The sequence below is a fragment of the Nocardia sp. IFM 10818 genome (genome assembly GCF_054655275.1).
In genome coordinates this window covers 3,953,200-3,967,931 of sequence record NZ_BAAHJH010000001.1, presented here as the reverse complement: position 1 = coordinate 3,967,931, position 14,732 = coordinate 3,953,200, and the positions used below count along the sequence as shown (strand labels likewise).

Sequence of the window (14,732 nt, the reverse complement as noted above, 5' to 3'; positions counted from 1 at the left end):
GGCAGTAACTTTCGACGTCCGGCCCGACACCGGGCTGTCACCGGCCTGACACGTCCATCTCGAGGTGTTTCACCTGGTCACGCCGATACGGGTGCGCTTGAGCACCAACCCGCCGAGCACCATGCCGACCACTCCCAGCACCACGGCGATGAAGGCGCCCACGATCCCGTTGCCCGTCCCCGGCCCGCCGTCCGCGGTGGCCGCGAACACGCCACCGAGCACCGTGCTGATCAACCCCGCCACCACTGCCGCCACGGCTCCTCGCCGCCCATCGCCGGTTCCGGGACGCCCGGCGCGAGCCAGCGCCAGCCCCCCGATCACCACCGCGAACAACCCCACCAGCGCGGTCAGCGTCGGCCCGAGCCGCCCGGAGGTCATTCCGGTGACCGCGGCGCTGTGCTGAACCGACGCTGCCGCCGGTGCGGCCACCGCGATACCTGCGCTCAGCGCGGCCAGGACAATGGTGGGAAGATGACGGACGGACATGAGATGCTCCTTGCTCGAACGACTCGATGCCCTCATCATGTCCCCCCGCCCCACTCCCGATCATCGTGCACGCGTGGACAATTCACCCTGCCTCCACCGCCGTACCCCGCTGCTGCACACGCCGTAGCGGCCGCGCGACTACTGCGTCCGCGGTATCGAACCGTCCGGCCTCCGGAAGCCGGATCGAGCGATCAGTGCCTGCGGTCGGTTTCGATGCCCCAGGGCTTGCCGCGCCGGCGGGCGAAGGGCGGGGTGCGCTCCCAGGTGTCGTTGAGCAGGCTGGGCACATTGTGGTGCTGCGCGGTGTCGCGATGCCAGGTGGTGGTCATGATGGTGATCCCGAACAGGGCGGTCACGGCGCAGATGATGCCGGCAACCATGGCGTACTCCGTGTGCCCCGAGGCGGCGGCGGTGATGGCCATTGCCAGCGTTGCCGAGGCAACCAGTATGCAAAAGTATCCTGACCAGGCGGCGAAGCGGTTCCGCGTGACCCATCGTGGAGTGGTAAGCATATTTTCAGCATTACCCCGGACGGGTCGGCGAAACCTCGGCGGTCATATCGATGATGAAGACTCGAATTCCGATCAGCTTTGCAGAAGCCGCCGGATGGCCTGGGTCCCTAACATTGCATCCGACAGCAGGAAAACCCTGGTAGGGAGGATTCGACAATGGCCGCACAGAAGTCCGCCGGGAACCAGAATTCCGCGGGATTCTCCGCTGAGGAACGCGCCGCGATGAAGGAGCATGCCGCCGAGCTGAAAACGGCGGCCCGCCGCGGCTCGAAGGCCACCAGGGCGGATGGGGAGAACGATGTCCTCGGCAAGATCGCCGAGATGCCGGAATCCGATCGCGCCATCGCCGAACGCATTCACGCCATTATCAAGGAGAATGCACCCGACCTCGCCCCGCGGCTCTATTACGGCATGCCCGCCTATGCCAAGGACGGCAAGGTCCTGTGCTTCTTCCAGGCGGCGGCCAAGTTCAAAACCCGCTACGCCACCTTCGGCTTCAACGACATCGCGAATATCGACGACGGCACCCTGTGGCCGACAGCTTTCGGCATTACGACTCTGACCGCCGCCGACGAAGCGAAAATCGCCGACCTCGTGAAAAAGGCCGTCAGCTAGGGGCTGCCGAGCGGGTCCGGATGGGCCGCCAGGCCGAGATTGGCAACCAGGCGGCGCACCCGGGTTTCGATGTCATCGCGGATGGTGCGGATATCGTCGAGCCCTTGTCCGGCTGGATCGGGCAGCGGCCACTGCTCGAAACGGTGGCCGGAGACGATGGGATCGGTGTCGCCGCAGCCCATATCGATCACCACATCGGCGGCCCGCATGAGTTCGTCGGTCCAGGGTTTGGGGAATTCGGCGGCGATATCGATGCCGCGTTCGGCCATGGCCGTGACGACCAGCGGGTTCACGGCGATATCGGGAGCCGACCCGCCGGACCACCCGCAGGCCCGGTCACCGGCCAGACGGGTGAAGAAGCCCAGGGCCATCTGGGAGCGCCCGGCATTGTGGGTGCACACGAACAAGACGGCGGGCCCGGTGCTCGTCGCACGCCCTTCCGCTTTCGCCGACGCGGTCAAACGCTCACGCGCGAATCGCTCGACGAGCAGTTGCGGATGATCCGATACCGCGGACAGCCGTTCGAACGAGGAGGTCAGCATGCGTTCCACGGTGTCGGCATCGAAGATGCCGGCGAACTCCTCGGACAAGCGGGCCGTGGACCGCTCCAGAACCGCTTGCGGATCACTCGATTCCGGTGCCGCTGCGGAGATCGGGTTCTCACTCACTCAGCCACCCCTTCCACCACGTGCGACTCGCCATCCAGCCTATCGGTCCTGCGCCGCCGCCGCTGACCTGCCACGGTGGCGGCGAGAGTGACGGTCACCTCACCGCGCCTCGCCCGATCCGCCCCGCGCGCGGTCGCGCACGGTGACGATGGGGTGATGACCGACACCGAAACCTCTTCGCAGACGGGCGGTCTCACCCGTCCCGGTATGCGGCGCGTACTGGCCGTGCTGTGCCTCACCGAGATCACCAGCTGGGGCATCCTCTACTACGCGTTCGCGGTGCTCGGTGTTTCCATCTCCCGCGATACCGGCTGGTCACTGCCGGTCCTCACCGCGGCCTTCTCCCTCGGGCAGCTCGCCGCCGCGCTCATCGGAATCCCCCTCGGCCGTATCCTCGACCGCCGCGGCCCGCGCGCGGTGATGACGGCCGGTTCCGCGCTGGGCGCCCTGGCCCTGCTCGTCGTGGCGGTATCGCCGAATCTGTTTGTCTTCTATGCCGGTTGGCTCGCCAGCGGCGCGGCCATGGGCGCGGTGCTGTACTCCCCCGCTTTCGCGGCCCTGACCCGCTGGTGGGGCGCCGAGCGGGTGAAGGCGTTGATGATCGTCACCCTGGTCGCCGGACTCGCCAGCACCGTCTTCGCTCCGCTCACCGCGCTGCTGAACGAGCACTCCGATTGGCGCACCACCTATCTCACGCTCGCCGTCGCGCTGGCCGCGATCACCGTGCCCGCGCACTGGTTCGGTTTGCGCGGCCCTTGGCCGCATCCGCCCGCTCCGGTCGTGGCGCGCTTCGCCGATCACGCCGCCATCGTGCGCAGCCGCGGCTTCCGGGCGCTCATGCTCACCTTGAGCCTGGGCTCCTTCACCACCGCGGCCGCGGTGTTCAATCTCGTTCCGCTGCTGCAGGAACGCGGCTTCTCCCCCGCGCTCGCGGCCTTCGCCCTCGGTCTCGGCGGCGCCGGCCAGGTGCTCGGCCGCCTCGGCTACCTGCGGCTGGCCGCGCACACCACGGTGACCACCCGTACCATCGCCATTCTGGCGGCCACCGCCATCGCCACCGCCCTGCTCGGTCTCGGCGCCACCGTGACGACATTGATCGCCTGCGCGATCGGCTCCGGCCTCATCCGCGGCCTGTTCACCCTGATCCAGGCCACCGCCGTCACCGACCGCTGGGGCGCAACACATTACGGCCGCCTCAACGGAATCCTCACCGCACCGATGATCGTCGTCATGGCCTTGGCCCCGTGGGCGGGCACCCTGCTGTCCTCGTGGACCGGCAGCTACGCCCGCGCCTATCTGGTGCTGGGCGGGATCGCCGCGCTCTCCGTGCTCACGGCCACGCTGAGCCGTCAGGCCGCGGCGGCGAGCATCCGGATCGCCTGATCCGGGTCCTCCACGTCGATGACCAGCCGGGTGAACTCGCCCCCGGCCAGATCGATGCGCACCGCCTGTTCGTGAAAGAGCGTGTCCCAGAATTCCTTGCGGCCCTTGCCGCGGAAGGTGCCGGCGGCGATCACACCGGGGAAGAAGGTTCCGGGCGCGCGCAGCCACGGCGGCCGCAGATCCACCTCGGCCTTGGTAATGCCCCTGACCTGATTCAGATCGAAGCTCACGTGTTCGCGCAGCGCCAGCACGCGGTGTGCGCCGGTCACGTGCACCGTCACGGTTGTCCCGTGGACTTCCAGCTCGACCATTCCGCACCTCGACTTCTCGTATCCGCTCCGCTCCGCATCCAGACTGCCGTTCGGTTCTGGCAGGAGTCTGTGCTTCTCCTTGGAGTTCTCTCAGGTTCGGCTGCCCGACACGCGTGAGCGGTTACGGCGTGCGGGTTCGCGCGGATGGCACCCTGTCGCTGTGACCGATTCGCTGACGATGGCCGCGATCGACACCGTCTCGCAGACGGTGAACTCCTATGCCGCCGCGGTGGCCGGTATGCCGCTGCCGCACATGACGTGGATGTGGGACTGCTGTTCGCGGTTCGCGACCGCGTCGGGTGAGGCGGAGTTCCGGGGCACCGTCCATCCGGACCTACCGGATGCCGAGGCGAGCGCGCAGCTGTTGCAATGGGCGCGCGCCCTGGACATGGTGGAGTCGACGACCGATCGGGAGGCCGCCGATGGCCGGCGGGCGTTCACCGGGACCATCGGGGCCGCACGGATCCGGTTGACCGCCGTTGTCGAAACCCTTTCCCCCGCAACCGAAACACAGCCGCTGCTCATTGTCGGCTGAGGCGGCGGCCGCCTAGACCGAGGCCGCGATGATCGCCACCAGTGGCGGCAGGCTGGAGCCGATGGTGCCGAGCACGCTGCCCCACTTGGGCCGCCAGAGCCCGAGCAGGTCGGCGATGAGCATGGCGAGGCTGGCCAGCAGCATGTACCAGGAGGCGGTGAGCACCACGGTGCGGCCGACGGTCTCGTCGCCGTTGTGCAGGATGATCAGGCCGATGAGGGTGCCGACGCCGCCGAGCAGATTGCGGAATCCGACGACGAAGGCCCACATGCGCACGTCGTCGAGGTTGTCGGTGTCGACGTGCAGGAGTCGGCGGACGGCGGGGCGGCCGTAGAAGAACATCTCCAGGGGCGCGGCCCCAATGTAGGCGATCGCGCCGACGAGTGCGGCGATCTGGGCGAGACCGTTCATGACGAGTCCTCGGGTGATAGACGCCGACGCAGTCCCATCGCAGGTCAGCGGGCTTTCATGCTACTCCCGCAGACCTGCTCTCCACCGCGATTCGGCAACCGCCGATCACCATCCGCGACCATCCCGCAACCCGGGATCAGAGGGTGAAGATCTGTGCCTCCGGGCGGAGTTCGCGGATCGTGCCGGAGATCTGCTCGACCAGCTTCCAGGGCCGATCGAGGTCGGTGGTGGCCTTGCCATTGGTGAGGATCGCGCCCGACAGGCCGCGAGCCGGGTCGGCCCAGCCGTATTGGGTCGTCAAACCGCTGCGGCCGAAATGCGATTCGGTGTCGCGGCCGAACTTGGAGCGGCGCGCGCCGAGTTCGTATCCGGCCCGGCTGACGCGGCCCGCCGCGCCGGGAATCCGATTGGCCGGGGCCACCGCCGCCCGCAGCGTGTCCGGCCGCATGATGCGTACGCCGTCCAATTCGCCGCCGCGAGCGAGGATCTCATAGAACCGCGACAGCTCCGCGGCCGTCGTGACCAGGTTGCCCGACGGCAGTTCCGCGGTGAGGAACGCGCGGTTGGCGGCCTCGGACACGGGTCCGCCCATGCCGCCGCCGAGCGCCTTGCGGGCCAGATAGCTCCACATCCGTGAGGGATTCGGGCCGACCTTGACGCTGGGCACGACCAGGTCGACCTCCTCCGGGCGGACCCCGAAATTGGTCCAGCGGAATCCGAGCGGTCGCAGGACCTGCTCGCTCAGATGCTCGCGCAGGGGCTTGCCGGTGGCCCGTTGCACCAGCAGCCGCTGAATCAACCCGCTGGTCAGGGCGTGATACACGCGGAAGCGGTTCGCCGGCCAGCTCGGCTTCAGATCGGCCAGCGCCCGCGCGGCCACCTCTTCGTCGACGACGAGTTCGTAGCCGCGATACGGCTTGGTCACGAACGGCACACCGGCGGAGTGCGAGAGCACATCGGCGATGGTGATGCCGGCTTTGCCATTGGCCGCGAACTCGGGAATGTAGGCGGAGACCGGGTCTTCTGGCCGGAAGGCGCCCTGTTCGATGAGCATGTACATCAAGGCCGCCGAAACGCCCTTGGCGGTGGAGAACCCGCAGAACGGCATATCGGGGGTGAGCGGGATCGGCTCCACCTCGGGCCCATCACCGGGCGCATTGCCCCATCCGTGGCCGATCGCCCGATTCAGCACGATCTTCCCGTTGCGCCGTAGGCACACCTGAATGGCGGGCGTGGTGCCCATCCGGTACCACGCCTGCACCGACTCCCAGATCGAGTCGACGGCCAGCGGCGTCAGCCCGGCTTCGGCCGGATCGTCCTCGGGTCCGGTCGTGGTCACCGCGTCGAGATCAGCGGCGATCTTCACCAATGCGACAACTGGAGCATTCACCAGACCCAGAGTAGCCAGCCGAACGCTCTACTCGACATCTCCTTCGCCCGGCGCGGGTGCGGGCTCGGCGGTGCGGGCATCGATCTGCTCGCCCAGATAGCGCAGCACCACGGCCAGCACGGCCGCCGTCGGCACCGCGAGGAATGCGCCGACAATGCCGTACAGGCCGCCGCCGACGGTAATGGCGAGCAGCACCACCACGGCGTGCAGCTGCATGCTGCGGCTCTGCAGAACCGGTTGCAGCACATTGCCTTCCAGCTGCTGCACCACGATGATGATGGCCAGCACGATGAGCGCCGAGGTCATGCCCTTGCTGACGAGCGCGACCAGGACGGCGAGCGCACCGGCGACGAAGGCGCCCACGATCGGGATGAAGCCGCCGAGGAAGGTGAGCACGGTCAGCACCGCGGCCAGCGGAATCCCCAGAATGACCAGGCCGCCGCCGATGAGCACGGCGTCGATGAGACTCACCAGCGCCTGGGTGCGAATGAAACCGCCGAGGGTGACCCAGACCCGGTTCAGCACCTCTTCGATGTGCCGGCCGCTGCGGCTGCCGAGGATGGAATGCAGCCACGGTAGTAGCTTGGGCCCGTCCTTGACGAAGAAGAAGGTCAGCACCAGCACCAGGAACAGCGTGACAATGGCCGAGGTGGCGGTGCTGACGCCGGTGAAGACGCCGGTGGCGATGCGCTCGGCGCTGGACTGCAGGCGCGAGATGATCGCGTCGACCGCCGAATTCAGTTGCTCTTCACGGATGTTCAGCGGCGGGCCCTCGAGCCATTGGCGCACCTTGTTGATGCCTTCGGTGGAGCGGTCGGCCAGTTCCGGCGCCTGATCGACCACCGAGGGCACGATGAGCGCGATGACCCCGGCCAGGATGCCGAGGAATCCGACCGTGGTGATCGAGGCGGCCAGGGCGGGCGGCAGGCCGCGCCCGGTGAGGAAGCGCGTGGGCGGCCACAGCACGGTCGAGACCACCAGCGCCAAAGCCATGGGCAGCAATGCCACCCAGAACTTGGCGATGACGAAGCCGAGCACCCACGCGCCCGCGGCGATGGCGACGATGCACAGCGACCATTTGGCGAGCCAGAGGATGCCCTGCCCGATGATGGCGCCCCGGTCCGGCGGTGTGTCGGCCGATTCGTCCCGGCCGGATTCGATCTTTGGCTCGCTCACGGTGCTCAGTCTGGCACGATCGGGCCGCCGGTTCCGGGAACGACGGCCATCAGCCGAAGGGTGAGGCGTCGGCGGCGCATCCGGTGCCGGCGGGCGGGAGCTCACCCGAGAACAGGTATTCCCGCTTGACCTGTTCGGCGCACGTGCTGGGCACGTACATGCTGCTGTGGCCCGCGCCCTCGACGACGACCACCTGCGCATGGGACAGCTGTGCCGCGCCCGCGCGAGCGCCGTCCAGCGGTGTCGCGGGATCGAATCGGCTGTTCAGCACCAGAATCGGCGCGGAGGTCCGCCGATTCCACGGACCGGTGTAGCGGTCCGCGTCGTGGCCCTGCCAGTAGGCGCAGGCCATCACCGAGTAGACCGAGATCCGCCCGAAGTAGGGCACGCGCAGGTCCTCGGTGATCGCGGCGCGGCTGTAGACGGCCGGATCGGTGGGGACGATGCTGTCACTGCACTGGATGGCATGGAAGGCCTCGGTGCGGTTGGCGGTGTAGGCGGCGGAGTCGGCGATCGGCAGAATGCCGGGGAAGGTCGTGCCCGCATCGAACAGGCTTTGCAGCAGCCGGGCGAGGTCGGGGTACACCGACGGCTGCGAAAGGCTCGCTGCCGCATTGATGATCGACGAATACGTGTACGATTCACCGTTCACGCGGATCGGGGCCAGGCGTGCGCGTTCGGCGAGCACCCGCCATTTCAGGGCCGGATCACCCTCGGAGAACGCACACTTCGGCCCGGCCGCGGAGCACAGGCGAAGGAATTCGTCGAAGGTGGCCGAGATGCCGGAGGCGACATTCTGCCGGGTGTCCAGGGGTACGGTCGCGCCCTGCCCGCCGTGCCCGTTGGCATTGCCCTCGAAATCGAGGGAGCCGTCGAACACCATGGCGCGCACCCGGCTCGGGAACATATTGGCGTAGATCGCGCCGAGCTGCGTGCCGTAGGAGATGCCGTGATAGGTCAGCTGCGCATCGCCGACCGCGCGACGCAGCAGGTCCAGATCGCGGGCGGTATTGGCGGTGGAGGCGTGATCGAGGATGGGACCGGCCGATTCGCGGCAGCGATCGGCGAAATCCTTGGAGTAGCCGAAGAACGGCGCCTCGCCCGAGGCGTCGCCGGGCATATCCGGGTAGCCGCCCAGGAACGCCAGCTGCTCCTCGGTATTGGCGAAACAGCGTGCGGTGGCGCTACGGCCGGTGGCCCGCGGATCCCACGAGACGATGTCGAACCGCGCGCGCAGTTCCGTGGAGAACAGCCACGGCCAGCTCGCCCGCTCACGTAGTCGATCCACGCCGGAAGCGCCGGGACCGCCGAAATTGACGAACAGCGTGCCGATTCGCGCGGCCGGATCGGCGGCGGGCAGTTTGATGACCGCCAGATCGATCTGCTCGGCCTGCGGCCGCTGATAGTCCAGCGGCACCCGCGCGGTCGTGCACTGGAAACCGTCAGCGCAGTCGGCCCACTGCAGGACAGGGGTTTTCGCCGCCGCGGCAAACCCGTCCAGATAGGCGTCCGCCCCCTCCCCCGCAGCCGCCGGCACCGGATTCCCGAAAACCCCCGCACCCACCACTAAACCGAAGGCCACGATTCGGATCAGGTGAAAACTCTTGCGTCCCAACCACGAATCCAAACCCACAGCCCTCCGAGCACACACCGACATCCGGCTCTACACATTGCCACACAGTCGGATATGTCCGCTCCCTGCCCTGCTTCAGACCAGCGCGGCCCGGAAACTCACGTAGGCGAGGATGACGTCTTCGGCGTAGGCCGATGCGTCGCGGTGCGCGTAGCACGCGCGGAGCTGCTCGATGGCGTCGTCGAGTTCGGGGCTCGGGCCCTGGTCGGCGAGCAGGACCACGATCGCTTCCCACGTTCCGATTCCGGGGTCGGGGCGGGCGAGCAACTCCTCGAGGTAGCGGCCCGGTTCGGCGAGCCGTAGTGCGGCGCGGGCGCAGGTGTGCACCCGTTTGGGCAGGGCGGCGCGGATGGCGTCGATATCGGTCTGCCGTGCGTGCTGGCCCTGCTGGGTCGAATCCACGCGCAGGGACCACAATTGGGCCGGGATGCCGAAGTCGGTGATCAGCCCGGGTCCCGCGGCTTGCTCGATCGGGATGGGCGGCTTGCCCGCTCGTGTCTCGCGCCAGTTGCGGAATTCCCACCAGCCGGTCGGCGTGGCGTCCAGGGTCAGCCCGAAGCTCAGTGCCTGCTGACCGGCCGTCCAGGTGCGTGTCACCCGGGTGCGGCCGACCGTCGCCACACCGCCCGCACCGGCACGCGTCCAGGTCGGCTCGGCGCCCTCGAACCCGTAGGCCTGCAACAGCTTTCCCGTTTCGCGCATCAGGCGACGCACCGCCGACTCCGGTCTGACCATCCCAGCAGATTAGCGGGGCGCGCCGACAGGACAGCGAATCCGCAGCACCGTGCGTCAGCTGGCGGACAGGTCGTGCAGTGCGGCCCGGATCACGCCGAGGAACCAGCGCTGGGCGGCGCCGCGTCCGGGGGCGCGCCGGGTGTAGGCCGCCACTTCCACGGGTTCGATCGACCACGGCAGGGTGAATACGCGCACCGGATGGGTGCGGGCCAGCGCGCGGGCGACGCGCTCGGGAACGATGGCGACCAGGTCGCTGTCCTGCACCACGTACGGCAGGGTGGCGAAGCGGGTGACCCGCACCGCGACCCGGTCTTCGAGGCCGTGATCGTGTAATGCCTTGCGCGGACCGGGATGTCCGGTCACGCCCTCCACCACGATGTGGCGTTCGCGGCGCAGATCCGCTTCGGTGACGGTGTCGCCGCGCAGCCGCGGATGCCCGGCCGCGGCCAATCCGGCGTAGCCCTCGCGGAACAGCGGGGTCCGGGTCAGGCGCGGGGAGTCGAGGACCGGACTGGCCACGATGGCGTCGACCGCGCCGCGGGCCAGGCGATCGGTGGCGGTGTCCATATCGAAGGCCTCCACGTCCAGGCTCGCTCGCGGTGCGAGCGCGGCCAGGGCGGACAGCACCAGCGGCAGCACGGTCACCTCGCCGAGGTCGGACAGGCCGAGGGAGAACCGTGTCGGGCGGCTCGGATCGAATTCCGTAGCGGCGCCGAGTGTTTCATCGACCTCGGCGATGGCGGCGCGCAGCGGCGGGTAGAGCCGTTCGGCTTCCGAACTCGGGACCAACCCGCCCGGTCCGCGCACGAACAGCTCATCGTGCAGCCGCCGGCGCAGCTTGCCGAGCCCGTAGCTGACCGTCGGCTGGGTGACGCCCAGCAACTCCGCGGCGGCGGTCACGCTGCGGGTCTCGTACAGCAGCACGAAGGTGCGGACGAGGTTCAGGTCGAACTCGGCGGCCATCGATCTCCTCTATACAAATCGAAAAATACATCTATTGGATTTCTGCCAGCGGGTCAGCCTACCGTGACTGCCATCACTATTCGGCGCCGGCTGTGGCCGGGCCGACACATGAGAAACGAACATCATCATGAAGAAACTGCCGTCGACGCCGGCCGTGCTGTGCTGGCTCATCGTCGTGCTCGAGGGGTACGACCTCGTCGTTCTCGGAGCGGTCATTCCCACGCTCATCGAGCAGCATCACCTCGGATTCACCGCGGCGCGTGCGACATTCGCCGCGACCATCTCGCTGATCGGCGTGGCCATCGGCGCGGTGCTGGTGGGGCCGGTCGCCGATCGATACGGTCGCCGCAAGGTCCTGCTGGGCGCCATCGCACTGTTCTCGGTCTGCACCGCCGCGGTCCCGCTGGCCGGGTCGGTCGCCGTCTTCGGCGCGTTCCGGCTCATTGCCGGGATCGGGCTCGGGGCCTGCCTGCCGACCGCGCTGACGTTCATGGCCGAGCAGGTGCCGCTCGAGCGGCGGGCCTTCGCCAGCACCCTGACCATGACCGGCTATCACGCCGGTGCGGTGCTGACCTCCGTGCTGGCGCTGCAACTGATTCCGCATTGGGAGCCGCTGTTCTATGCCGGCGGCCTGGCCGGTCTGCTCCTGCTGCCGGTGCTGTGGGCCAAACTGCCCGAGTCCGAGGCGTATCTGGCCGCCCGGGCCGCGCCCGAGCGGGTTCCGGCGACCGTCGTGCTCGCGCCCCGGTATCTGCGCACCACGCTGGGCGTGTGGGTCGGGTCGTTCATGGGTCTGCTGCTGGTCTACGGGCTCAACACCTGGTTGCCGAAGCTCATGCGCGATGCGGGATACAACATGTCGACCTCGCTGACGCTGCTGCTGGTGCTGAACGTGGGCGCGATCATCGGCCTGGTGGCGGCGGGCCTCCTGGCCGACAGGCGCGGGACGAAACCGATTGTGCTGCTGTGGTTCGCGGCGGCCGCGGTACTGCTCGCGCTGTTGAGCGTGAAGGTGCCGAGCACCCTGCTGCTCAATGCGCTGGTGCTGGTCACGGGCATCTTCGTGTTCTCGGCGCAGGTGCTCATCTATGCCTATGTCACGCAGGCGTATCCGGCGGCGGTGCGGGCGACCGCGCTCGGCATGACCGCGGGCGTCGGGCGGCTCGGGGCGATTCTCGGTCCGACCTTCACCGGATGGCTCATTGCCGCCGGGTCGGCGTATCCGTGGGGCTTCTATTTCTTCGCCGCGGTCGCGGGCCTGGGCATGCTCGCCATGGCGGCGGTCGCCGGGCTGGCAACAGGCGCGGCCGCACCGGTGGCCGCCGAGACTTCGAAGGGGCAAACCGTATGAAATCCACTCGGACTCAGGTCGCGATCGTCGGCGCCGGGCCGGCCGGGCTCATGCTCTCGCACCTGCTGCACCGGTCCGGAATCGATTCGGTGGTGCTGGACATCCGCACGCACGAGGAGATCGCGACCACCATCCGGGCGGGCATTCTCGAGGCGGGATCGGTTCGGCTGCTGGTGGATTCGGGGGTGTCGGATCGGGTCGTCACCGAGGGCGACCGCCACGACGGCGTGGTGCTGCGGTTCGACGGCGAGAATCACCGCATCGATTTCCAGGAGCTGGTGGGCGAATCCGTGTGGCTGTACCCGCAGACCGAGGTGTTCATCGATCTGGCCGAGCGCCGTAAGGCCGATGGCGGCGATGTGCGGTATGGGATTCGCGATACGGCGGTGGATGTTTCGGGCGAGCGTCCGGTGGTCACCTTCGTCGAGGCCGATGGCAGGCCCGCGCGAGTGGACGCCGATCTGGTGGTCGGCGCGGATGGGTCCCGCTCGATCTGCCGCCACGCCTTCCCGCCGGGCTCCCGCACCGAATGGTTCCGTGAATATCCCTTCGCCTGGTTCGGATTCCTCACCGAGGCGCCGCAATCCCATCCGGAGTTGATCTACGCCCGCTCCGAGCACGGCTTCGCCCTGGTCAGCCAGCGCACTCCGGCCATGCAGCGCATGTACTTCCAGTGCTCGCCCGCCGAACGGCCGGAGGATTGGGACGACGACCGTATCTGGGCCGAGATGCGCCGCCGCGTCAACGGCAACGGTTTCGCGCTGCAGGAGGGGCCGATCAGCGCGAAGATGGTGCTCCCGTTCCGGTCCTTCGTCACCACGCCCATGCGGCACGGCCGGATCCTGCTCGCCGGGGATGCCGCGCACACCGTTCCGCCGACCGGAGCCAAGGGGCTGAATCTCGCGCTCGCGGACGTGAGCGTCCTGCACGAGGTGCTCACCGAATACTTCGCTGGCGACGAGGACGCACTGGAGCGCTACACTCCGCGCGCGCTCGACCGCGTGTGGAAGGCGCAGCACTTCTCCTATTGGGCGACCACCATGCTGCACAGCATCGACGGCGCCTCGGATTTCGACCGCGAACGACAGCGCGCCGAGCTCGCGCTCGTCACCGGGTCCCGGCACGGTGCGGCGTATTTCGCCGAGGGGTACACCGGCTGGTCGCGCCGCTGAGCGTGCGACGATCAGCCATGCGGAAGCGTGTCGGTTTTGTCCAAGACGGCGGCGGCGCTCGTCCGTAGGCTTACGACCGGCACACTTCGCCGCTGATCTTCAGGAGGATGTTTTGACACGGGAACTGGTCTACACGGGCTTCATGTCGCTGGACGGCGTGGTGGATTCGCCGGGCGGCAAGGTCGAGGGTCATCGCAGCGGCGGCTGGGTGATGGAGACCGAATTCGTCCCCGAGGCGTACTCGCTCAAGGGCGAGGAACTGGCCGACACCTCGGCGCTCATGTTCGGGCGCAACAGCTACGAGGCGTTCGCGCCGATCTGGCGCGATTCCGAGGATCACGCCGCGTACAAGGAGCTGCCCAAGTACGTCGTGTCGACCACGCTCAAAGACGATGCGCTGATCGAGGGCTGGGGTCCGATCACCATCCTGCGGTCGGTCGACGATATCGCCGAGCTGAAGAAGGGCGACGGCGGCGCGATCTTCATTCACGGCAGCGCCGAGCTGGCGCGGCGGCTGGCCGACGCGGATCTGATCGACCGCTACAACCTGCTGGTGTTCCCGGTGCTGCTGGGCGCGGGCAAGAGCCTGTTCAGCCGGGCGGACCGCGATAAGCAGAACCTGCGCCTGCGCGAGTCCGCCACCTACTCCAATGGCGTCGCCAAGCTCATCTACGACGTGGTGCGCTGACCGGCATCGAGCGCGATCGCACCGCCGCGGCCCTCGCGGAGTTCCCGCGCGGTGCGCCCGACGTACTGCCGCAGCGCCCGGGCGAGATGGGGTTCGTCGTAGTAGGCGAGCTTGTCGACGACATCGGCCGGGCTCTCACCCGTGGACAACAGGAGCGCGGCGGTGCGGGCCCGCCCGATCTGCCGCACCGCGCCCCGGGTGAGGCCCGTCGCCGCGCGGAAGCGGCGCTCGACCGTGCGATCGGTGGCCGCGGGGCGGTGGCCCCGCAGCACGTCCGCGACCAGGCTGTCGCGGACCACCGCGCCGTCTCGGACGAGCCGTTCGACGAGCGCCTCGGCATCGTCCAGACACGGTGTCTCCCAGCGGGTGCCGTCCAGCCAGAAGCCGCGGTGCGTCACATCCGGCAGCACGATCCCGCTGTCGACCAGGGTCGGCGCGGCCACCGCGCGCAGTGAGGTGCCCACCGCGAATTGGATTCCCACGAAATCCGCCCCTTCGGGCACCGGCGCGGTTCCGGTCCGGCTTTCGGGCCCCGTGACCGACGCGTACGCCACGCCATCCTGCTTCCAGAACACCAACCCCCAGGTCTCGCACGCCACCGAGGTCATTTCCGCGACCTGCTCGCTGCGGCACGTCCACACGGAGTCGATCCACGGCGAATCCGAAGCCCGCGTCTCGAAAACCAATCCCACCGACGTGAGTG

Annotated in this window: 17 protein-coding genes; 6 read left to right on the top strand and 11 right to left on the bottom strand. The window is 68.4% G+C overall.

Annotated features, from left to right (window positions below; translation table 11 throughout):
- Positions 1–69: 69 nt before the first annotated feature.
- Both ACYQ5L_RS18045 and ACYQ5L_RS18040 read right to left on the bottom strand, forming a co-directional pair.
- Positions 70–486, bottom strand: a complete 417-nt coding sequence (locus ACYQ5L_RS18045) for a DUF6223 family protein (protein WP_459958859.1) — start codon at positions 484–486, stop codon at positions 70–72.
- A 191-nt stretch (positions 487–677) separates the two neighbouring features.
- A complete protein-coding gene (locus ACYQ5L_RS18040) occupies positions 678–908 on the bottom strand; it encodes a hypothetical protein (RefSeq protein ID WP_459958858.1) in 231 nt (76 codons plus the stop codon).
- A 246-nt stretch (positions 909–1,154) separates the two neighbouring features.
- On the opposite strand from ACYQ5L_RS18040, the gene ACYQ5L_RS18035 reads away from it, so the two are divergent.
- The gene (locus ACYQ5L_RS18035) at positions 1,155–1,613 is read left to right on the top strand and encodes an iron chaperone (RefSeq protein WP_459958857.1); all 459 of its coding nucleotides are present in this window, start codon (positions 1,155–1,157) and stop codon (positions 1,611–1,613) included.
- Here the strand turns inward: ACYQ5L_RS18035 and ACYQ5L_RS18030 are convergent.
- Entirely contained in the window at positions 1,610–2,281 is a 672-nt protein-coding gene (locus tag ACYQ5L_RS18030) for an arsenate reductase ArsC (RefSeq protein ID WP_459958856.1), read from the bottom strand. The two genes, ACYQ5L_RS18035 and ACYQ5L_RS18030, sit on opposite strands and share 4 nt — an antisense overlap.
- 156 nt (positions 2,282–2,437) lie before the next feature.
- On the opposite strand from ACYQ5L_RS18030, the gene ACYQ5L_RS18025 reads away from it, so the two are divergent.
- Positions 2,438–3,664 (top strand): MFS transporter, encoded by a 1,227-nt coding sequence (locus ACYQ5L_RS18025; protein WP_459958855.1) that lies wholly within the window; start codon positions 2,438–2,440, stop codon positions 3,662–3,664.
- Here ACYQ5L_RS18025 and ACYQ5L_RS18020 read toward each other — a convergent pair.
- Positions 3,631–3,975, bottom strand: a complete 345-nt coding sequence (locus ACYQ5L_RS18020) for a hypothetical protein (RefSeq protein WP_459958854.1) — start codon at positions 3,973–3,975, stop codon at positions 3,631–3,633. The genes ACYQ5L_RS18025 and ACYQ5L_RS18020 overlap by 34 nt on opposite strands.
- A 160-nt stretch (positions 3,976–4,135) precedes the next feature.
- Between ACYQ5L_RS18020 and ACYQ5L_RS18015 the strand changes: the two genes are divergently transcribed.
- A complete protein-coding gene (locus ACYQ5L_RS18015) occupies positions 4,136–4,510 on the top strand; it encodes a hypothetical protein (protein WP_459958853.1) in 375 nt (124 codons plus the stop codon).
- Positions 4,511–4,522: 12 nt separating this feature from the next.
- Here the strand turns inward: ACYQ5L_RS18015 and ACYQ5L_RS18010 are convergent, their stop codons facing one another.
- The 6 genes from ACYQ5L_RS18010 to ACYQ5L_RS17985 form a co-directional block, all read right to left on the bottom strand.
- Positions 4,523–4,921 carry a DUF1304 family protein gene (locus ACYQ5L_RS18010; protein WP_459958852.1) on the bottom strand — a complete coding sequence of 133 codons (399 nt, stop codon included), beginning with the start codon at positions 4,919–4,921 and terminating at the stop codon, positions 4,523–4,525.
- 136 nt (positions 4,922–5,057) lie between these two features.
- On the bottom strand, positions 5,058–6,311 hold the full coding sequence (locus ACYQ5L_RS18005) for a serine hydrolase (protein ID WP_459958851.1): 1,254 nt from the start codon (positions 6,309–6,311) through the stop codon (positions 5,058–5,060).
- 27 nt (positions 6,312–6,338) lie between these two features.
- Positions 6,339–7,487: an AI-2E family transporter gene (locus ACYQ5L_RS18000; protein ID WP_459958850.1), complete on the bottom strand. Its 1,149-nt coding sequence runs from the start codon at positions 7,485–7,487 to the stop codon at positions 6,339–6,341.
- A gap of 49 nt (positions 7,488–7,536) precedes the next feature.
- Positions 7,537–9,102, bottom strand: coding sequence for an alpha/beta hydrolase (locus ACYQ5L_RS17995; protein ID WP_459958849.1), 1,566 nt, complete (start codon positions 9,100–9,102; stop codon positions 7,537–7,539).
- A 93-nt stretch (positions 9,103–9,195) separates the two neighbouring features.
- Complete coding sequence (locus ACYQ5L_RS17990) at positions 9,196–9,855, bottom strand: hypothetical protein (RefSeq protein WP_459958848.1); 660 nt, start codon at positions 9,853–9,855, stop codon at positions 9,196–9,198.
- A gap of 54 nt (positions 9,856–9,909) precedes the next feature.
- Complete coding sequence (locus tag ACYQ5L_RS17985) at positions 9,910–10,818, bottom strand: LysR family transcriptional regulator (RefSeq protein ID WP_459958847.1); 909 nt, start codon at positions 10,816–10,818, stop codon at positions 9,910–9,912.
- Between the two features lie 127 nt (positions 10,819–10,945).
- Between ACYQ5L_RS17985 and ACYQ5L_RS17980 the strand changes: the two genes are divergently transcribed.
- The 3 genes from ACYQ5L_RS17980 (at position 10,946) to ACYQ5L_RS17970 (ending at position 14,029) form a co-directional block, all read left to right on the top strand.
- On the top strand, positions 10,946–12,169 hold the full coding sequence (locus ACYQ5L_RS17980; RefSeq protein ID WP_459958846.1) for an MFS transporter: 1,224 nt from the start codon (positions 10,946–10,948) through the stop codon (positions 12,167–12,169).
- Positions 12,166–13,341, top strand: a complete 1,176-nt coding sequence (locus tag ACYQ5L_RS17975; protein WP_459958845.1) for a 4-hydroxybenzoate 3-monooxygenase — start codon at positions 12,166–12,168, stop codon at positions 13,339–13,341. The genes ACYQ5L_RS17980 and ACYQ5L_RS17975 overlap by 4 nt, the downstream gene beginning before the upstream one ends.
- A 112-nt stretch (positions 13,342–13,453) precedes the next feature.
- Positions 13,454–14,029 carry a dihydrofolate reductase family protein gene (locus ACYQ5L_RS17970; RefSeq protein ID WP_459958844.1) on the top strand — a complete coding sequence of 192 codons (576 nt, stop codon included), beginning with the start codon at positions 13,454–13,456 and terminating at the stop codon, positions 14,027–14,029.
- Here ACYQ5L_RS17970 and ACYQ5L_RS17965 read toward each other — a convergent pair.
- Entirely contained in the window at positions 14,011–14,721 is a 711-nt protein-coding gene (locus ACYQ5L_RS17965; RefSeq protein ID WP_459958843.1) for a helix-turn-helix domain-containing protein, read from the bottom strand. The two genes, ACYQ5L_RS17970 and ACYQ5L_RS17965, sit on opposite strands and share 19 nt — an antisense overlap.
- Positions 14,722–14,732 lie beyond the last annotated feature (11 nt).